At 62.6% G+C, this 17,892-nt stretch carries 18 protein-coding genes; 9 read left to right on the top strand and 9 right to left on the bottom strand.

Translation table 11 applies throughout. The features are described 5' to 3' along the window. The first annotated feature begins 1 nt into the window (after position 1). The 6 genes from AC0L3E_RS06210 to AC0L3E_RS06235 all read left to right on the top strand — a co-directional run bounded on the left by AC0L3E_RS06210 (position 2) and on the right by AC0L3E_RS06235 (position 4,437). The gene (locus AC0L3E_RS06210) at positions 2 to 1,045 is read left to right on the top strand and encodes a flagellar hook-associated family protein (protein WP_128307495.1); all 1,044 of its coding nucleotides are present in this window, start codon (positions 2 to 4) and stop codon (positions 1,043 to 1,045) included. Between the two features lie 31 nt (positions 1,046 to 1,076). After that, a complete protein-coding gene (gene flaF, locus AC0L3E_RS06215) occupies positions 1,077 to 1,424 on the top strand; it encodes a flagellar biosynthesis regulator FlaF (protein ID WP_473604462.1) in 348 nt (115 codons plus the stop codon). After that, on the top strand, positions 1,421 to 1,864 hold the full coding sequence (flbT, locus tag AC0L3E_RS06220; protein WP_023810019.1) for a flagellar biosynthesis repressor FlbT: 444 nt from the start codon (positions 1,421 to 1,423) through the stop codon (positions 1,862 to 1,864). Before flaF ends, flbT begins: the two co-directional genes overlap by 4 nt. After that, positions 1,864 to 2,271 carry a flagellar hook assembly protein FlgD gene (gene flgD / locus AC0L3E_RS06225; protein WP_013529774.1) on the top strand — a complete coding sequence of 136 codons (408 nt, stop codon included), beginning with the start codon at positions 1,864 to 1,866 and terminating at the stop codon, positions 2,269 to 2,271. Before flbT ends, flgD begins: the two co-directional genes overlap by 1 nt. Before the next feature lie 24 nt (positions 2,272 to 2,295). Further along, positions 2,296 to 2,562: a flagellar biosynthesis protein FliQ gene (gene fliQ, locus AC0L3E_RS06230; protein WP_023810020.1), complete on the top strand. Its 267-nt coding sequence runs from the start codon at positions 2,296 to 2,298 to the stop codon at positions 2,560 to 2,562. 231 nt (positions 2,563 to 2,793) lie between these two features. Then, positions 2,794 to 4,437: an MFS transporter gene (locus AC0L3E_RS06235; protein ID WP_127326670.1), complete on the top strand. Its 1,644-nt coding sequence runs from the start codon at positions 2,794 to 2,796 to the stop codon at positions 4,435 to 4,437. Positions 4,438 to 4,451: 14 nt separating this feature from the next. Here AC0L3E_RS06235 and AC0L3E_RS06240 read toward each other — a convergent pair whose 3' ends face one another. Together AC0L3E_RS06240 and AC0L3E_RS06245 are read right to left on the bottom strand one after the other, a co-directional pair. Beyond that, positions 4,452 to 6,233: a chloride channel protein gene (locus AC0L3E_RS06240; RefSeq protein WP_128307497.1), complete on the bottom strand. Its 1,782-nt coding sequence runs from the start codon at positions 6,231 to 6,233 to the stop codon at positions 4,452 to 4,454. A gap of 134 nt (positions 6,234 to 6,367) precedes the next feature. Next, positions 6,368 to 6,667, bottom strand: a complete 300-nt coding sequence (locus tag AC0L3E_RS06245; RefSeq protein WP_128307498.1) for a putative quinol monooxygenase — start codon at positions 6,665 to 6,667, stop codon at positions 6,368 to 6,370. A gap of 594 nt (positions 6,668 to 7,261) precedes the next feature. Here AC0L3E_RS06245 and flhA point away from each other — a divergent pair. Genes flhA through AC0L3E_RS06260 form a run of 3 tightly spaced genes read left to right on the top strand, consistent with a single transcriptional unit; the run spans position 7,262 to position 10,484 of the window. Continuing rightward, positions 7,262 to 9,349, top strand: a complete 2,088-nt coding sequence (flhA, locus tag AC0L3E_RS06250; RefSeq protein ID WP_128307499.1) for a flagellar biosynthesis protein FlhA — start codon at positions 7,262 to 7,264, stop codon at positions 9,347 to 9,349. Further along, the gene (gene fliR / locus AC0L3E_RS06255; protein ID WP_023810025.1) at positions 9,346 to 10,098 is read left to right on the top strand and encodes a flagellar biosynthetic protein FliR; all 753 of its coding nucleotides are present in this window, start codon (positions 9,346 to 9,348) and stop codon (positions 10,096 to 10,098) included. Before flhA ends, fliR begins: the two co-directional genes overlap by 4 nt. 2 nt (positions 10,099 to 10,100) lie before the next feature. Beyond that, positions 10,101 to 10,484, top strand: a complete 384-nt coding sequence (locus AC0L3E_RS06260) for a hypothetical protein (RefSeq protein WP_127326667.1) — start codon at positions 10,101 to 10,103, stop codon at positions 10,482 to 10,484. Between the two features lie 212 nt (positions 10,485 to 10,696). On the opposite strand, the gene AC0L3E_RS06265 is transcribed toward AC0L3E_RS06260, so the two are convergent. From AC0L3E_RS06265 to AC0L3E_RS06295, 7 genes are all read right to left on the bottom strand, one after another. Next, a complete protein-coding gene (locus tag AC0L3E_RS06265; RefSeq protein ID WP_473604463.1) occupies positions 10,697 to 12,580 on the bottom strand; it encodes a bifunctional sugar phosphate isomerase/epimerase/4-hydroxyphenylpyruvate dioxygenase family protein in 1,884 nt (627 codons plus the stop codon). A gap of 82 nt (positions 12,581 to 12,662) precedes the next feature. After that, positions 12,663 to 13,382, bottom strand: a complete 720-nt coding sequence (locus AC0L3E_RS06270; protein ID WP_210212236.1) for a cyclase family protein — start codon at positions 13,380 to 13,382, stop codon at positions 12,663 to 12,665. A gap of 187 nt (positions 13,383 to 13,569) precedes the next feature. Continuing rightward, complete coding sequence (locus tag AC0L3E_RS06275; protein ID WP_164762497.1) at positions 13,570 to 14,004, bottom strand: type II 3-dehydroquinate dehydratase; 435 nt, start codon at positions 14,002 to 14,004, stop codon at positions 13,570 to 13,572. A 20-nt stretch (positions 14,005 to 14,024) separates the two neighbouring features. Continuing rightward, positions 14,025 to 15,326 carry a TRAP transporter large permease gene (locus tag AC0L3E_RS06280; RefSeq protein ID WP_128308146.1) on the bottom strand — a complete coding sequence of 434 codons (1,302 nt, stop codon included), beginning with the start codon at positions 15,324 to 15,326 and terminating at the stop codon, positions 14,025 to 14,027. Then, the gene (locus AC0L3E_RS06285) at positions 15,323 to 15,841 is read right to left on the bottom strand and encodes a TRAP transporter small permease (protein WP_245469616.1); all 519 of its coding nucleotides are present in this window, start codon (positions 15,839 to 15,841) and stop codon (positions 15,323 to 15,325) included. The genes AC0L3E_RS06280 and AC0L3E_RS06285 overlap by 4 nt, the downstream gene beginning before the upstream one ends. Before the next feature lie 60 nt (positions 15,842 to 15,901). Beyond that, on the bottom strand, positions 15,902 to 16,888 hold the full coding sequence (gene dctP / locus AC0L3E_RS06290; RefSeq protein ID WP_128308145.1) for a TRAP transporter substrate-binding protein DctP: 987 nt from the start codon (positions 16,886 to 16,888) through the stop codon (positions 15,902 to 15,904). A gap of 12 nt (positions 16,889 to 16,900) precedes the next feature. Further along, positions 16,901 to 17,833 (bottom strand): shikimate dehydrogenase, encoded by a 933-nt coding sequence (locus AC0L3E_RS06295; protein WP_473604464.1) that lies wholly within the window; start codon positions 17,831 to 17,833, stop codon positions 16,901 to 16,903. Positions 17,834 to 17,892 lie beyond the last annotated feature (59 nt).

The raw sequence follows: 17,892 nt of genomic DNA on the forward strand, positions 1-17,892 counted from the left end.
CATGACTTCAGTCTCCTCGGCCGCAATCTCCAATGCCATGCGCTCCCAGCAGATGCGCATGCAGGCCGAACTCGTCAAAGCCACGAAGGAAGCGTCGACCGGCAGGGTCGCCGATGTCGGGCTGGCTCTCGGAGGGCGCACCGCCCAGTCCGTCACCTTCTCGCGCGATCTCGACCGGCTCAACGTCATTATCGATTCCAACGGCCTGGTCGGCGCGAGGCTTTCCTCGACACAGACCTCGCTTGGCCAACTCTCCGGCGCCGCTCAGACCTTCCTGTCCGCCCTGACCACCGCTTCCTCAAGCGACTCGTCCAACAGCCTCACCCGGGACTCCGGCAAGGCGACCATCCAGCAGCTGACCTCGATCCTCAACACCAGCGTCAATGGTGAATATCTGTTTGCCGGCACCAACACCGACGTCAAGCCGATCAACGATTTCACGGCTGCCGGCTCTCCCGCCAAGACTGCATTCGATACCGCTTTCCTCACCAATTTCGGTTTCACCCAGGACGACCCGGCAGCGGCCAACATCACGGCCGCCCAGATGGACGATTTCATCACCAACGATGTCGCGCCGCTGTTCACGGGCGCGGGTTGGCAGGGCGACTGGTCGAACGCCACCGACCAGCAGATCGTCAGCCGCATCGCACTCAACGAAACCACACCGACTTCGACCAGCGCCAACAGCGATGGCATTCAGAAACTCGCCATGGCCGCAGCCATGGTCAGCAGCCTGATGTCCAGCAACATCAGCCAGGCGGCGAAGAATACGGTTGTCAGCCGCTCCACCACATTGGTCGGCGAAGCGCTGAGCGGCATTGGCCAGCTTCAATCCGAGACCGGCATCGTCCAGAAGCGGGTTTCCGATGCCAACGATCGGATGAAAACGCAGGTCGACCTTTTCGAACGGCACATTCTCGATCTGGAAGCCGTCGATCCGGCGGCAGCCGCGACACGGGTCGCGGACCTGACACAGCACATCGAAACGTCTTTCGCGTTGACCGCACGCCTGCAGCAGCTCAGCCTGTTGAATTACCTGACCTGACAACGCTTAACGGAACGGTAGAGCCCCAACGATGTACCAATTCTCCTACGCCGACATCCAGAGCAACTCCGTTGCCGACGCGAAGGACCGCGAGCGGGAGCTTCTGACCCGCTCGATCGACATGCTGGCGGCGGCAGCAGCGGCCGGCCACGATTCCATGGAAGCGATCGAGGCGCTTCACTTCACCAACCGCGTCTGGACCGCCTTCGTCGAGGATCTTGGCTCCAGCGACAACGCCCTGCCCAATGAACTGCGCGCCAACCTCATTTCCATCGGCCTGTGGCTGCTGCGCGAGGCGGAGGACATCCGTCAGGGCCGCACCAACAATTTCGAAGGGTTGATCGAGGTGTCCCAGATCATCAGGGACGGCATTCAATGACCAACACGCTGAAGATATCGCTCAAGCCGAACGAAAAGATTTACATCAACGGCGCCGTCATCCGGGTCGACCGCAAGGTCACTGTCGAATTGATGAACGACGTCCAGTTCCTGCTCGAAAGCCACGTGATCCAGGCCGACGATGCCTCGACGCCGCTCAAGCAGCTTTATTTCATCCTGCAGGTCATGCTGATGAACCCGGCCGGCGCCGCCGCCGCGCGCGACATGTTCCGCCGTTCGCTGCCGCTGCTTCTGGCAAGCTTCGAGGACACCCAGATCTGCAGCGCGCTGAAACAGATCGACCGCATGGTCGGCGAGGATCATATCTACGAGGCGCTGAAGGCGATCCGCGCGCTTTATCCGCTCGAACGCCGCGCGCTGGGTGGTAATGACGATGTTTCGGGTGCCGAGCGCCCGCTGGCCGTGGGAGCACGATACTGATGAACGTGGACATGACGACGACGATTCCGACAGGCGCCAATCAGGCCACGGCGTCGACCTCGAAGACAGCGGTCGACTACCAGTCCTTCCTGAAGCTTCTGATCGCCGAGATGAAGAACCAGGATCCGACCAAGCCGATGGATTCGACGCAATATGTCGCCCAGCTCGCCACCTTCTCTCAGGTCGAGCAGTCGGTGCAGACCAATACCAAGCTCAATCAGATCATGCAGTCCTCGGCGCTGTCGCAGGCCGACGCACTGATCGGGCGCTCGATCACCTCCGCCGACGGCCTGACCACGGGCACCGTGGCTTCGGTGCGCCTCGCCAGCAACGGTCTCATCGCCGTGCTGCAGAACGGCACCGAAGTCGCCGTCGGTCCGGGAGTCTCGGTCAAGGCAGCAAGCTGACGCTTTCGACAGAGAGCCAGTCCCATGAATGAGGCCGACGCTCTCGACATCGTCCAGTACGCGGTGTGGACGGTGCTCGTCGCGTCCGCTCCGGTGGTGCTGGTCGCCATGGCGGTCGGCATCGGCATCGCCCTCATCCAAGCGCTGACGCAGGTACAGGAGATCACCTTGACCTTCGTGCCGAAGATCGTCGCGATCATGCTGGTGGTGGCGTTGACCGGCCCCTTCATCGGCAGCCAGATATCGGCCTTCACCAACGTCATCTTCGAGCGCATCCAGAACGGCTTCTGAGCCTGTTCCAGGATGGTGTGCCGAGGCATGCCGTTCGCAATTGTCTGAGGACAGACGCCGCCGATCCCAGCGGCACCTCCGGACCCACCGGCGGACAAGGCCTGGACCGCCTCTATCCCATTGTTGGACCATGCGCTTTTTTGCCCTTTGCGGCGCCATGCCCTACTTTCGGCAAACGGTCTGCGCAAACGGATTGTCTGACGAGCAGGCACGACATGGCAGGAACCCCAAATGATTGACGAAAAGCCGGACAGCGAGAGCGTCTCGGCGCTGGCGCCCTTCCGGCACGGCATTTTCCGCGCCGTGTGGGGCGCAAGCCTCGTCTCGAATTTCGGTGGCTTGATCCAGGGTGTCGGCGCCGCCTGGATGATGACCACGATCGCCACCTCGCCCTATCAGGTGGCCCTGGTCCAGGCTTCGACCACCTTGCCGATCATGCTGTTTGCACTCGTCGCCGGCGCCATCGCCGACAGTTTCGACCGGCGCAAGGTGATGCTGGTCGCCCAGACCTTCATGCTGGTGGTGTCGGTGCTTCTGACCCTGTTCACCTATTCAGGCCTGATCACGCCATGGACGCTGCTTGCCTTCACCTTCCTGATTGACAGCGGCACCGCGCTCAACAGCCCGTCATGGCAAGCCTCCGTCGGCGATATCGTTCCCCGCAACAAGGTACCGGCAGCCGTCGCCCTCAATTCGATGGGCTTTAACCTGACGCGCAGCGTCGGTCCGGCGATCGGCGGCATCATCGTCGCCACGGCCGGTGCCGCGGCCGCCTTCGCGGCGAACGCGGTGAGCTATATCGGCCTGATCGTCGTGCTGGCGCGCTGGAAGCCGAACGTGCCGGTATCGACCTTGCCGCGCGAGTCGCTGGGGGCTGCCATGGGCGCCGGCCTGCGCTATGTCGCCATGTCGCCCAACATCGGCAAGGTGCTGGTCAGGGGTGCTGCGTTCGGCTTCAGTGCAGGCGCTGTGCTTGCGTTGCTGCCTCTGGTGGCGCGCGATGTCGTCAAGGGCGATGCGCTGACCTATGGCATCATGCTCGGCGCCTTCGGCATCGGCGCGGTCGGCGGCGCCTTGATCAGCGTCAGGCTGCGGCAGTTGCTCTCCAGCGAGACGATGGTGCGCTGTGCTTTCGCCGGCTTCGCTGTCTGCGCCTTCAATGCCGCCGTCAGCCAGCATGCCTGGCAGACGTCGCTCGGCCTGCTTGTCGGCGGCGCCTGCTGGGTGATCGCGCTTTCGCATTTCAACGTCACGGTGCAGATGGCGACGCCGCGCTGGGTGGTCGGCCGGGTGCTGTCGGTCTACCAGACCGCGACCTTCGGCGGCATCGCGCTCGGCAGCTGGATCTGGGGTGTCGTCGCCGATGCGCACGGCGCCGAAGCCGCGCTGATCGCAGCCAGCGTCGCCATGCTGGCCGGCGGCGCCATCGGTCTTTTGCTCCCGCTGCCGCAACAGCAGGTGCTCAACCTCGATCCGCTCAATCGCTTCAAGGAACCGCATTTGGCGCTTGACCTGAAGCCGCGCAGCGGTCCCATCGCCATCATGATCGAGTATGTGATCCGGCACGAGGATGAACCGGAGTTCCTCGCCATCATGGCCGAACGCGGCCGCATCCGCCGTCGTGACGGCGCCCGCAACTGGACGCTGGCGCGCGATCTCGAGAATCCCACCGTATGGATCGAGCATTATCACACGCCGACCTGGATCGAATATATCAGGCACAATGGACGCATAACCCATGCCGACGCCGTCATCGGCGAACGCGTGCGGGCCCTGCACAGCGGCGACGAACCGCCCCGCGTGCGGCGCATGATCGAACGCCCGACCACCGCCGGCACGGCTCTCGTGATGGCCAAGGGACCTATTGAACACTGACTCCGGGTTGTCCCTTAGCCCTCGCCCGACAGGTCCCGGCGCGCCTTGTCGAGTTCCTCGGCATAGCGCCGCATCAGATGGCCTTCGGTCAAAAGGCCCAGCACGATGTGGTCGGTGAAATCCTCGACGACAGCGAGTTCTTCGGCGCCCGCCCGCTGGAATGTTTCCGCGGCGGCCTGCACGTTCATGCTCGGCACCAGCACCGCGTCCTTGTATTTGGCAAGATCGCGCACCGGCACCTCGCCATCGGAAGGATCGCTGTGCAGTTCGGCCACGATCAGCACGCCGACATAATGATCGCCCGCATCCACGGCGATGACCCGCTGGGCAGAGCCGAGCGGCACTTGCTTGCGGAAGGCTGCCAGCGTCGTCGAGGCATAGATGGTCTTGATGTCCTTGCGCATCATCGAGCCGACTGTGAGGCTGCGCATCCAGCCAACATCGTGGGCGCTGCGGATGGTCTCGCCGCGCAAATGGAAGCGCCATGTCGAGAACGAGTAGCCGAAGGTCTCGCGCACCAGGATCGCCGACATGATCGAGGCGGCCAGCACAACGCCGGTCAGCGTCAGGTCGCGGGTCGATTCCAGCGCCAGGAAGGTCATCGTCAGCGGACCGCCGACGACACCGACTGCGAGCGACGTCATGCCGACGACGGCGGCGACGGCAGGGTCGATGCCGGTTGCCGGCGAGGCGACAATCATCACATCCGCGAACGCCTTGCCGAGCAGCGCGCCGAGGAACAGCGAGGCGAAGAACAATCCGCCGCGAAAACCCGACCCCAGCGAGACCGCCGACGCCGCCAGCTTGAGCACGAAGACGCTGGCCACCACGGCCAGCCCGTAATTCATCGAGAATTCGCGATGCAGCGCGCCATGGCCGCTGGACAGGACCTGCGGCGTGATCAGCCCCAGCAGCCCGACGATGACGCCGCCAATGACGGGGCGCAGCGCCGCATCGATCGACAGCCTGGCGAAACCGCGCTCGATCAGTGTCACCAGATGCATGATGGCGATCGAGGCGGCACCGCCGAGCAGGCCGAGCAGCAGGAACGGCACATACTGGCTGGCGGTGAGCGCCGGCAGACCCGAAAGCTCGAGCGGAAACGGCACGCCACCGAACATCTCGGCCGTCAGCGAGGCGCAGATCGCGGCTGTCAAGACTGGCGCGACATTGGCAACCGAGTAGATGCCGATGACCAGTTCGAAGCCGTAGAAGGCGCCGGTCAGCGGTGCATCGAAGGCGGCGGCGATGGCGCCGGCCGCACCACAGCCGACCAGGATGCGGACATCGTTGCGGCGCAGCCTGAAGATGCCCGCCAGCCGCGATGCCAGCCCGGAGCCAACCTGCGTATAGCCGGCTTCCAGCCCGACCGAGGCGCCAAAACCACTGGAGATCATCGTCTGGCCGGCGATGATGAAGGTGTCAGTCAGCGACATGCGCCCGCCATAGAGCGCATTGGCTTCGATCGGGTCGATCGGCGTGCGGAATTTCCGTATCCTGAGCCAGACCACCGTCAGCCCCAGCAGCATGCCGCCGATCGCCGGTATCAGCGCCTGCATCGGATTGGCGAGCGAGAACATGCCGGAAAGCCGGCCGCCTGGCTGAACGCCGAACAGCAGCCCGTGCAGGTCCTGCACGATCTGGCTCATCGCCGTGACCAATATGCCAGCCATCACGCCTACGACACCGGCGAGAACGACCACCACGATGCCGCGTGCCTCGAGCAGAGGCAACGACCTGACCAGCACCGCGCGCAGCCGGCGGGCGTAGACTTCGCTGTGGTTTCTGGAAAGCACCGGGGCGGCTCGCCGATATCGAAAGGCAGTGGAAAGCCAGCCTGATACGCCCGGCGGCACGGCATGGCAACCACTATGCCGGCAGACACCATATTGGCGACAGCTGGCGCGATATCGATCGGCTGACGGACCGTTCAGGTCGGCATGGGCTCGCCGGCTTCATAGAGCACGAGGTTGCGCTCGCCTATGCCAAGCGCCGGCCAGCTCGCACGCCAGTCCGCAATGTGCGGCGAACGGAAATGCGCCTCGAGCGCCGTCCTGTCGCTCCAGACTTCCGTGACCCGGATGAGCCCGGCATCGAAAACATCCTGCGCATAGGAATATTCGAGACAGCCGGGCTCGGCGCGGCTGCCGGAAACAATGCGCTCCATCGCGGGCATTGCCTGTCCGAGCTTTGCCGGCGGCAAGCGGATGGTGCCAATGATCAGAAGCATGTGGTTTTCTTTCGAGAACAGGGACTACGTGTTTAGTCTAGGTCAAAAACCTGGCCTCGTTCTTCACCATCCAGCTCTTTGGTTTTATGCCATCCCAACCAAATTGGCTCTGATATCTCACCCTGCTGTATCAGCGCGTCTAGAAGCGTACGCGCAAGCCAAGACGGTTCGGGTGCGAGGGGATCATCATCGACATGACAATCGAGCCTGGAATGCGGGAAATACCCTTCCGGATGAAGCTGCGGCCGCCATGTATGAAAGCGTCCAACCCGGGTGCTAACCGATCCTCCAGCTTTGTTGCGCGATATGTGGAAAATCTCGCCGTGTTGAAACAGTCCATCTGCATCGGACACAATATAATAGTCCGAGCTTAATGTAAGTTTTGTCATCACGAAACGATATGAAGTTTGGCCGAAGCTGTCTAGGCGCGCGCTAGTCCGCGCGCAACGCCAAACCAAATCCTGGCGCTTGAAGCGTTCGGCTGAACCCCCCTGAACGCAGCGCTGAATCCAGCCTCCCACCCTCGCGCAAGCTTGGCGGGCTACCCTCACAGGGCTGTCGCGCGCTCGGCAGTCTATGGGGTTTGAGGACGATATGGCGATCAGCGAAAGCATTCAGCCCGGCGCGGTGGCCAAGAACGGCCGCGACGTCTTCTTCGCCATCGGCATCGTCATCATCCTGGCCGTGCTGTTTCTGCCGATTCCGGCCTTTCTCATCGACGTCGGCCTCGCCTTCTCGATCGCGCTTTCGGTGCTGATCCTGATGGTGGCGCTGTGGATCCAGCGGCCGCTCGATTTCTCGTCCTTCCCGACCGTGCTGCTCATCGCCACCATGCTGCGGCTGTCGCTCAACATCGCCACCACGCGCATGATCCTGTCGCACGGCAATGAAGGCACGCATGCGGCCGGCTATGTCATCGCCGGCTTCTCCAAGCTGGTGATGGCCAGCGACTTCGTCATCGGCCTGATCGTCTTCATGATCCTGATCGTGGTGAACTTCATCGTCATCACCAAGGGCGCCACGCGTATCGCCGAAGTCGGCGCGCGCTTCACCCTCGACGCCATCCCCGGCAAGCAGATGTCGATCGACGCCGACCTGTCGGCCGGCATGATCGACGACAAGACCGCGCAGCTGCGCCGCCGCGAACTGGAAGAAGAATCTTCTTTCTTCGGCTCGATGGACGGCGCCTCGAAGTTCGTGCGCGGCGACGCCATCGCCGGCCTCATCATCACCGCCATCAACATCGTCGGCGGCATCGCCATCGGCTACATCAGGCACGGCATGGGCATGGGCGAAGCCGCCGACGTGTTCATCAAGCTGTCGGTCGGCGACGGCCTCGTCACCCAGATCCCGGCCCTGATCGTGTCGCTCGCCGCCGGCCTGCTCGTCTCCAAGGGCGGCACCCGCGGCTCGACCAACCAGGCGGTGTTCGGCCAGCTCGGCGCCCACCCGCGCGCCCTCTATGTCGCGGCATCGCTGCTGGTCCTGCTCGGCCTGATGCCCGGCCTGCCGCTGTTCCCGTTCTTTGCGCTCGCCGCCGGCATGGCCGGTCTCGGCTACGTCATCCCGATGCGCGCCAACCGGGTCCTCGCCGAAGCCGAGGCGATCAAGGACCAGGAAAAGGCAACCAAGGTCGAGGAGGAGAAGAACTCGGTCAAGGCTTCGCTCGCCACCGCCGAGATCGAGCTCTTGATCGGCAAGCAGCTGTCGACAAGGCTGCTGACGTCGCATCAGGAACTGGTTTTCCGCATGGGCAAGATGCGCAAGAAATTCGCCACCCAGTACGGCTTCGTGGTGCCGGAAGTGCGTGTCGCCGACGATTTCGCCATCCCGCCGAAGAGCTACCAGATCAAGGTGCACGGCACCGTGGTGGCCGAATACCAGATGCGCGTCGGCGAGATCATGGTGCTGCTCGGCAATCGCGACATACCCGAGATACCGGGCGAGGAAATCCGCGAGCCGGCCTTCGGCATGCGCGCCTATTCCGTCGTCGAAGCCTTCGCCGAGGATCTGAAGCGCGAGAACTACACCTTCGCCGACAACATGTCGGTGCTGCTCACCCATCTCTCCGAGGTCATCCGCAACAACCTGCCGCAGCTTCTGTCCTACAAGGACATGAAGGCGCTGCTCGAACGCCAGGACCAGGAATACCGCAAGCTCGCCGACGAGATCTGCACCACGCACATCTCCTATCCCGGCCTGCAGGCGGTGCTGAAGCTGCTGCTGGCCGAGCGCGTCTCGATCCGCAATCTGCACTTGATCATCGAGGCGATCGCCGAGATCGCGCCGCATGTGCGCCGCACCGAGCAGATTGTCGAGCATGTCCGCATCCGCATGGCCCAGCAGATATGCGGCGACCTGTCCGAGGGCGGCGTGCTGAAAGTGCTGCGCCTCGGCAACCGCTGGGATCTCGCCTTCCACCAGAGCCTCAAGCGCGACGCCAAGGGTGAGGTGCGCGAGTTCGACATCGACCCGCGCCAGCTCGAGGAGTTCGGCCAGGACGCCACCAAGGCGATCAAGAAGTATCTGGAAGCCGGCGAGCGTTTCGTCCTCGTCACCGCGCCCGACGCCCGCCCCTATGTGCGCATGATCATCGAGCGCCTGTTCACCACACTTCCGGTGCTCAGCCATGTCGAAATCGCCAAGGGCGTCGAGATCAAGGTGCTCGGAACCATATCGTGAGCGTGCTGTCGCAAGGCGTCGTCATCGCGGCGTTCCTCGCCTTCTGCCGCATCGGCGCCTGTTTCATGCTGATGCCGGGCCTCTCCAGCGCCCGCGTCCCGGTCCAGGTCAGGTTGTTCGTGGCGGTCGCCGCCACCGGCGGCCTGCTTGCCTTCCTGTGGGACAAGATCTTTCCTTTCGTCGACCCGCGCCCGCAGATCCTTGTGCCGATGATCATTTCGGAACTTCTGGTCGGCGGCCTGATCGGCGCCATGACCAGGCTCTACATGGAAGCCCTGCGCTTCATGGGCTCGGCCATCGCCATGCTGGTCGGTTATGGCGGCACCGGCGGACCGGCGATCGAGGAGCCCGAACCCCAGGCAGCCCTTGCCGCAATCATCTCGTTCTCGGCGCTGTTGATGCTGTTCGTCTTCGATTTCGACCACGAGATAATACGCGCGCTGGTTTCCTCCTACACGGTCGCGCCGGTCAACGTCTTCTTCAACCCGCAGGCCGCCCTCGTCGATGTCACCGACACGGTGTCGGACACGTTCTTCCTGGTCATCCGCCTCGGCAGCCCGTTCGTCGCCTATGCCATTCTCGTCAATCTGACGATCGGCTTCGTCAACAAGCTGACGCCGCAGATCCCGATCTATTTCATCTCCCAGCCCTTCATCATCGCCGGCGGCATGATCATCTTCTATTTCGCCGTCGGCACCATGCTGTCGCTGTTCGTCGACGGCTTCGTCGATCTGACATTGGCGAGATAGAAATGAGCACGCGCAAGGACCGCCTCAAGAAGCTGGTCAAGGTTCAGGAACAGCTGAAGGCGCTGCACGAAACCCGCCACGCCACCTTCCTTGCGGCGGCCAGTGCCGCCGAAACCGAAGCGAGGGAACTGGTCGGCCATTTCGACCAGGCCGATTCGCTCTCCGCCCTGTTTCCCGATCTCTACCATCGCCGCATTGCCCAGGCGGTGGTGCGCCAGGAAGCGAACCTGGCGAGCGCCAGGCAGGAAGCCAGCCTCATCGCCGCGGCGACCGCCCGCACCAACATGGTCGAGCGCGCCTACAAGGACGTACGCAACCGCGACGAACGCGAACGCTCCGACCGCGAGCGGCTGGACCTGATCACGCAGAAGCGGACGCAGGAGTAGCGAAGGCGAGTTCGGCCGTTTCCGCCTTCGCGACGGGCGGTGCCGGATGCCTGCTTCGCACCGCATGTCGGTCGTTGAGTAGTCCTAGCAGCATCCCAAAAGCAGACATCCGAGCGCACGGGCGAGGCGGCACGATTGCACCAGTAGCGAAGGTGGAGCCAAGTCAGCTTGTGCCCAGAGTGGAATTTCGCTTTTCGCTCACGTCGTGATGGTCAAACCCTTGGCATGCCTTTTGGCCGCAGTGTTCGCTTCTGGGCGGCAATGCGGAATGGAGCATTGGCTGCCCCGTAGCCTCGATAACCGTGGCGCTCAACGATCTCGAAGAAGAAACCTTCGCCATAGGTCTGGCTGTAGAGCTGGAAATAGTCACCGCCCTCGTCCCGGTCGAAGAGGATGTTTCGGGCCCGCAACCGGTGCGTGAATTCCGGTTCGAGGCCGAGGCGTGCTTCGAGATCGGCGTAGTAGTTCGGTGAAATCTCCAACGCATTGAAGCCGAGCTCTGTCAGGCGGTCGGCGGTCTGGAAGATATCGCGGCAGGAGAAGGCCAGATGCTGCACGCCCGAGCCGAAGCTCTCAGCGATAAAATGGCCGGCCAGTGTCCTGCGGTTCTCCGCACCGTTCAAAGTAAGCCGAAGCCCGCCATCATCGCTCTCCACAACCTGGCTGCGCACGACGCCGGCCGGATCGATCACATCCACCATGGGCAATTTTGTCGTCTTGAAGATCGATGTGTAAAAGAGCAGCCAGGTCAGCATCTCCTCATAGTTCATTGATTGAGCGAGGTGGTCGATTGCCATCAGCCCGGCATCGTTGCCGGCATCGTTGACCGGTTCGAATTCGATCTCCCAGACTTTTGCCAACTCGCTCTTGCCGTCGATGAAGTAGATCACCCCGCCCCCGACCCCGCGTATTGCCGGTATCGCCAACTCATCAGGACCATGGCGCTGTTCAAAAAGCTCGGCGCCCAACGCGCGAGCCCGGGCCACGGTTGCGGCGGCATTGTCGACCTTCAATCCGAACGCATAAGCAGAAGCGCCGTGAACGAGATACGAGGAGTGCGCCAGCCCTTCTTTTTCGGTGTTGACGACAATGTTGATGGCGCCCTGACCAAGCAGCACCACATCCTTGTTCTTGTGGCGGCCGACCAGCGAGAATCCCATGGCACGCAGTAGCAGCACCAGCTCTTCAGCCTCGGTCTCGTTCGCGGCGAACTCTACGAACTCGATGCCGCTGACCGCGACACGTTCCGGCAAGGCCGGCACGTCGATCGCGATGTCCGGCTCGGCGCGTGCAACCTGGTCCATGAGGTAGACCAGGGACCTGTGGCCATCGACCGCGATAGACCTGGGCGATCCACCGCGGAACTGGTCGTTGAATATTTCGAGCGACAACGGCCCGTCGTAGCCGGTTGCCGCAACCGCTCGCATGAAGTCGACGATCGGCAGGTCACCTTCGCCCGGCATGTTGCGGAAATGGCGGCTCCAGTACAGCAGGTCCATGTCGATCAGCGGGGCGTCGGCAAGCTGGACGAAAAAAATGCGGTCGCCAGGGATGGCGCGGATCGTCTCCACATCCACCCGTCGCGCCAAGGTGTGGAAGGAGTCAAGGATCAGTCCGATGTTGGGATGGTTCGCCCGCCTGACAATCTCCCAGGCGTCGCGATGGTCGCTGGTATGCCTCCCCCAGGCCAGCGCCTCGTAGCCGACGCGAAGGGCGCGTCGTCCTGCCCGTTCGCCGAGTTCGCGGAAATCGTCGGCAGCGCGGTCGATGCCGCCCAGCGCCAGGGGCGAAACGTTGGAACACACCAGCATCAGATCCGTGCCGAGCTCTTGCATCAGGTCGAACTTGCGCTCCGCCCGCTCGAAGGCGCGCGAACGTTGTTGCTCGGGCATTCCTTCGAAATCGCGGAAAGGCTGGAAGAGTGTGATTTCCAGGCCGTGATCCCTGACCATCCGCCCGACCTCGGCAGGACTTCCGTCGTAAGCAAGAAAGTCATTCTCGAATATTTCCACGCCGTCGAAGCCGGCCGCGGCGATGGCCGCAAGCTTCTCGCGGAGGTCCCCGCTGATCGATACGGTGGCAATCGAGGTTTTCATCGCCGAGGTCCAAGCCATGCTCCTTGGACTTGGCCAAGTCCAAGGAGCAGGTAATATCTGTGAGCGGACGTTCCTGGTTGCATCAAAGAAGCGCGATGACGCGGGTGGGCCCGCCGGTCGCGCCTTTCACCTTGGGAATCCCGAGGAAGAGACGCGCTCCGGATTCAGGGATTGCATCGAGGTTCGCCAGGCACTCCACGCCCCAACGACCGCTGCCCAACCATTCGTAGTGGACAGGAAACGCCCCGCCCGAATTAAGCCCTGTGTCCAGTGAAAGCGTGTCGACGCCGATCCCTTTCACCTTTCGCTCGCCAATCAGGAACTGCGCGGTCTCGACATGAAAACCGGGTGTGTGATTTCTCTTCTTATTGTCGTTACCGGTGAACTTCGGGTCGCCGACCAGCCTGTGCCATCCGGAGTTCATTACCACGCAACAGCCTTGCGGGAGTGGGCCGTTCTTTGACTCCCACGCCTTGATGTCATCCGGCGTTAGCGATGTGTCCGCGTTCTCGGCGGCGCGCGCCGCGATGTTGATGACGGCGACAGGGACGATCAGATCCGAGATCGGGATCATGTCGGCCGTCAAACCGTCGGCGGAGAAGTGGATAGGCGCGTCCATGTGGGTGCCGCTGTGCTCGACGATCGTCCAACGATTGAGGTTCACCTTGTCCTTGGCGAAGGTGACGAGATGCTCGACTGTGAACCATTTCTCGCCGCTGAAAGTGGGAAACCCTTCATAGAGCGCGTGAGAGAGGTCGACCGTGTCGGTAAAACTCGTCGCCGCCGCCTGGGCTGGCGGCACGGTTGGAAGCGTGGCTGCCGCTGCCGCGCCAAGGCCGAGCGTAAATCCGGCTTTCAGCAGTCCCCTGCGGGTGGCGTTTTCGCAGATCGAATGAAGGCATCCTGGAGGACACATGTGGCTTTCTTCCCTTCCCTGTTAACTCCTGTAAAAACTAGAAGTGAGTGCCTGGCGAGATCGCCGACCATCGCTATTCGTCCGTCAACTCCCTCAACGATTTCACCGCGGTGGCATATCCCCGAGGCCCGAGGCCTGCGATGACCGCAGTCGCGATCTTCGACACAAGCGATCGGTGGTAGATCTCCTCGCGCCTGTGAATATTCGAGATGTGGAGCTCGACGATCGGGCCGGAGAACATCTTCAGCGCGTCGAGGATGGCGATCGACGTGAAGGAGAAGCCGGCCGGGTTGATGACGATCCCGGCTCCCTCGTCGATCGCTTCGTGGATCCAGTCGATGATCTGACCCTCGCTGTTCGACTGATGGAAGCGAACGGGCGTGTCGCCGGCCGCTTCGCGGCAGAGAGCCTCGATCTCGGCCAGCGTCGTCGTGCCGTAGATTTCCGGTTCGCGCTTGCCGAGCCGGTTCAGGTTCGGACCGTTGATCACGTAGATAGGCTTCACCATGACGGCTCCTTTGTCTTCGATCAGCCCTGGTAGCCCAGTAGCCTGGGCAACCAGAGCACAAACTCCGGGAAGAACGTGATGAGGGCTAGCGCAGCGATCATCGCCCACAGGAACGGCAGCACGTCGCGGACAATGTCCTTCAGCGGCACTTCGGCGATCCTCGTCATGATGAACAGCAGCAGACCGTATGGCGGCGTCACCAGGCCGAGCATGATGTTGACCACCACCATCACGCCGAAATGCACCATGTCGATGCCGAGCGCGCGCGCCGTCGGGATGAGGACGGGCACCATCACGAGAAGAATCGTGGTGCCTTCGAGCACGCAGCCCAGCAGCAGCAGCAGGATATTGACAAGGATCAGGAAGCCGATGGGCGACAGATCCCAGCTTGTGAGAATGACCTTTATCGAGTCCGGGATGTTCTCGACGGTGACCACATAATTGAAGACCAGGGCGCCGGCGATCAGCATGCCGATCGAGGCCGAGGTGCGCGCGCTGGCCAGCACGGAACGATAGAAGTCGGCGAAGCTGACACTGCGGTAGAGCACCACGGAGATGACCAGCGCATAGGCCGCAGCAACCGCTGCCGCCTCTGTCGGCGTGGTGACGCCAGAGTATATGCCGCCGAGCAACACGACCGGCATCATGAGGGAGGGGAAGGCACGCCAGGTAATGCCCGGGAGTTCGCGCAGCGGGGTCGGGGCTTCGACCGGAAAGTTGTTGCGCCGCGCCTGATAGGCCACGATCCCCATCTGCGCCGCCGCCATCAACAGGCCGGGAATGACGCCGCCGAGGAACAGGTAGCCGATCGAGGCGTCGGACACGAGCGCGTAGATGACCATGGGGATCGACGGTGGGATGATCGGGCCGATGACGGAGGTCACGGCCGTCAGCGCCGCAGCGTAGCTTGGCGTGTACTTGCCGTCCTTGGTCATCATCCTTTGCATCATCTTGCCGGTGCCGGCAGCATCGGCGATGGCCGATCCCGACATGCCCGCAAAGATGATGCTCTGGACGACGTTGACGTAGGCAAGGCCGCCCCGGAACCGGCCGACCACAGCATCGCAGAAGCGCAGCAGGCGCTCTGTCATCGAGCCGATGTTCATCAGCTCCGCAGCCAGGATGAACAGCGGCACCGCGAGGACGATGTAGTTGTTGTACATCCCGTTCAGCAGCTGCTCGGCCGCCGTCCCCATATCGAGCCCTGCCAGCAGCAGATAGAGGATCGAGCCGGCGATCATCGAGTGCCCAATCGGCAGCCCGAGGAAGGCAAGTATGGTGATCGCGACGACCGATATCGAGAACGGGCTGGCGAGATTCATACGCCCGACCCCGCCTTGGTGGGATCGAACTCCTTTGGCGCCTTGCCGAACACGGCTTGCCAGGACAGCCAGAGGTAGCGAACAATGATAGCCACGACGAATATGACGTAGATCGAGAACAGCCAGTCGAAGCGGATCTCCAGATAGGCGGTCTTTTCGACTTTCATGAACGTCACGTAGTCGAGCACGGCAGGAAACGAAATCGCGTAGAGCACGATCAGCGATGCGGCCGCGATGAGGAACATGATGCGGCGAACGCGCGGTGGGGCCGATGCGTAGAAGAGGTCGAAGCGGATCTCCTCCTCCTCGCGGACAACGAAGGCTGCACCCCACAGCACCAGCCAGATCCACAGGATCACGCTGATTTCGTTGGTCCAGCCGATCGGCATGTTGAGCAGGTAGCGAAAGGCGATCTGCAGCAGGAAGGCCGCGAACATTGCCGCCAGCATGACGGCGAGGACGTTCTCGGCGCGCCGGTATAGCCAGCGACCAAAGTTTCGGAGCGAAGGTGTCACGCGGGCTTCTCCGCCTGCTGGAATGAGGAGGCGCGGCGCAAGCCCCGCCGTGCCTCCGGCTTAGAGCGCGTTGATCTTGTCGACCATGCCGGCCGGCCAGTCCTTGGCCAGGTCCGACGACAGGTATTTCTCCTGAGCGTAGTTGCGGAACGCAGCGATGTCGGGCTCGTAGAGCTTCAGACCCTTGCCCTTGAACAACTCGACCAACTCTTTTTCGCGCGCAAGATGCTTTTGCGTGCTGAACTCGATGGCGGCGTCAGCGGCGGCCTGGAACTTCGCCTGCTTGTCGGCGTCCATCTCATCCCACACCTTCTTCGACACGGTCAGCAGATCGAACCCGACCAGATGCGAGGTCAACACGATCTGCGACATGACCTCATAGAACTTCATGTTCTCGACATTCGGCAGCGGATTGTCCTGACCGTCGATCGCGCCGGTCTGCAGCCCGGTATAGACCTCGGCATAGGCCATGGCGACGGGATTGGCGCCGAGTGCGGAGCCGAGGAACTGCCAGGCATCGCCGCCCGGCATGCGCAGCTTGATGCCCGCCATGTCGGCTGGCGTGGTGATCTTCTTGTCCGGCTTGAGGCCGATCTGCCGGGCGCCGAAATAGGTCGGTCCGAGCACACGCACGCCAAGCTGGTCCTCGGCCATCTTCTTCATCTCTGCGCCGAGATCGCCGGCGAAGAACGTTTTCAGATGTGCGGCGTCGCGGAACAAATAGGCGGCGGTGACGATCGACCATGCCGGGATCTGCTTGGAGATATCCTGTGGCGCGATGTTGCCCATCTCGAGATTGCCGCGCTGCAGGGCGACGAGCTCGGTGCCTTGCTTGAACAGATTGCCGCCATAGTACCCCTCAAAGACGAAGTCGTCCTTGATCGAGCTGGCGAACATTTTCACCATGTCGGCGCGGATATCCTGTTCGGAGAACACGGCCGAGAAGCGCAGCTTCGGCTTGTCCTGGGCAAGGGCCGGAAAAGCTGCCGTCGTGGCGAGCGCGCCCGCCCCGACCAGGAGTTCCCGGCGTGTGGCATTGAAAGTCATGGTCGTTCCTCCCTATTGGCTATTGTCCAAGTCATGTGTCGGCTGGTCACGGACGCTCCCAAAGGCGGCAAACGCCGCCTTCATCCGTTCAACATCGGGCGCAAGCCCGGTGAAAAGCTCGAAAGCCCGCACGGCCTGGAATACGGCCATGCCCTCGCCGCTGAGCGTGCGGCAGCCCCGTTGCCGTGCCTGTCTGAGCAGTTCCGTTTCGAGCGGCAGGTAGACGATGTCGGCGACCCAGCACTCCGGTCGCAACAGATCGGCGGCAATCGGCATGCCGGGCGACTTTGCCATCCCGACCGGGGTCGCGTTGACGATGCCGTCTGCGCGAGCCGAAGCCACGGCAAGGTCCGAGACGACCTCCACCTTTTGCGTGCAGCCGGCTGACCTGAGCCGCGACGCCAGCGCTTCGGCCCGATCAGCCTGCAAGTCGGTTACCAGCAGCGTCTCGACGCCGCTTTCCAACAAGGCGTGGGCCACCGCGGCGCCGGCGCCCCCTGCTCCCAGCAGCAGCACCTTCCGACACCTCTGTCCGGCCAGCCCGTGGCGAAAACTCTCCTTGAATCCCCACTTGTCGGTGTTGTGGCCGATGCGCCGGCCGCCCCGGAACACTACGGTGTTGACCGAGCCAAGGATCTCGGCCGCCTCGGAAAGCTCGTCGAGCAGCGGGATGATTTCCTGTTTGTAGGGAAACGTGACGTTGAAGCCGGTAAAGCCGAAGTGCCCGGCAAAGGCGATGAGATCGGCCAAAGGAGGGGCAGTCTCACCCATCGTTTCGGTATCGAGCAGCGTATAAACGCAGGAGAGTCCTTGGGCGCGGCCTTCCGCCTCGTGCATCGCCGGCGTCCGGGAAAGCTGAATTCCACGCCCGAGCAAGCCGACCAATATGCGGGGCGAACTGGGAGACGTCTCCCATTTTTCCGCGGTGGCGGCAAACAAGGCCAAGCGATCCTCCCAAATCGGACTGAGCGCAACTTTGTACCAGTCAGTTAATTTCGTCAACA

This window comes from Mesorhizobium sp. WSM4822, assembly GCF_055811155.1.

Bases quoted from the DNA above. Each gene is read 5' to 3' on its own strand.
- flbT (WP_023810019.1), top strand. From the start codon at position 1,421: ATGACCAACACGCTGAAGATATCGCTCAAGCCGAACGAAAAGATTTAC.
- flhA (WP_128307499.1), top strand. From the start codon at position 7,262: ATGGCGATCAGCGAAAGCATTCAGCCCGGCGCGGTGGCCAAGAACGGC.
- AC0L3E_RS06275 (WP_164762497.1), bottom strand. From the start codon at position 14,004: ATGGTGAAGCCTATCTACGTGATCAACGGTCCGAACCTGAACCGGCTC.
- AC0L3E_RS06260 (WP_127326667.1), top strand. From the start codon at position 10,101: ATGAGCACGCGCAAGGACCGCCTCAAGAAGCTGGTCAAGGTTCAGGAA.
- AC0L3E_RS06280 (WP_128308146.1), bottom strand. From the start codon at position 15,326: ATGAATCTCGCCAGCCCGTTCTCGATATCGGTCGTCGCGATCACCATA.
- AC0L3E_RS06235 (WP_127326670.1), top strand. From the start codon at position 2,794: ATGATTGACGAAAAGCCGGACAGCGAGAGCGTCTCGGCGCTGGCGCCC.
- AC0L3E_RS06245 (WP_128307498.1), bottom strand. From the start codon at position 6,667: ATGCTTCTGATCATTGGCACCATCCGCTTGCCGCCGGCAAAGCTCGGA.
- fliQ (WP_023810020.1), top strand. From the start codon at position 2,296: ATGAATGAGGCCGACGCTCTCGACATCGTCCAGTACGCGGTGTGGACG.
- flgD (WP_013529774.1), top strand. From the start codon at position 1,864: ATGAACGTGGACATGACGACGACGATTCCGACAGGCGCCAATCAGGCC.
- AC0L3E_RS06265 (WP_473604463.1), bottom strand. From the start codon at position 12,580: ATGAAAACCTCGATTGCCACCGTATCGATCAGCGGGGACCTCCGCGAG.
- flaF (WP_473604462.1), top strand. From the start codon at position 1,077: ATGTACCAATTCTCCTACGCCGACATCCAGAGCAACTCCGTTGCCGAC.
- dctP (WP_128308145.1), bottom strand. From the start codon at position 16,888: ATGACTTTCAATGCCACACGCCGGGAACTCCTGGTCGGGGCGGGCGCG.
- AC0L3E_RS06210 (WP_128307495.1), top strand. From the start codon at position 2: ATGACTTCAGTCTCCTCGGCCGCAATCTCCAATGCCATGCGCTCCCAG.